This window comes from Streptococcus oralis (assembly GCF_001588645.1).
Lineage (GTDB): Bacteria > Bacillota > Bacilli > Lactobacillales > Streptococcaceae > Streptococcus > Streptococcus oralis_AB.
The window spans coordinates 1-243 of sequence record NZ_LAYF01000066.1; the positions used below are offsets into that span (position 1 = coordinate 1).

At 43.6% G+C, this 243-nt stretch carries 1 protein-coding gene; it reads right to left on the reverse strand.

Annotated features, from left to right (window positions below):
• On the reverse strand, positions 1-243 hold a 243-nt coding region (locus tag A0739_RS09865; RefSeq protein ID WP_155718990.1), incomplete at both ends, for an ATP-binding cassette domain-containing protein.

The window sequence follows — 243 nt, forward strand, 5'->3', positions numbered from 1 at the left end:
AGAATGGACTTGCCCTTCTTCTTCTCATCATCCAAGAGCTGGATAAGGTCTGCAATCGCTACCGGATCCAGACCCAGAAAAGGCTCATCTACAATAAAAAGGCTGGGATCAACTACAAAAGCACAGATAATCATCACTTTTTGCTTCATCCCCTTTGAAAAGTGAACAGGGAACCAATCCAGTTTTTCCTTGAGTCGGAACATTTCCAGTAGCTTATCCACGCGTTTAAAAGCTGTTTCCTGC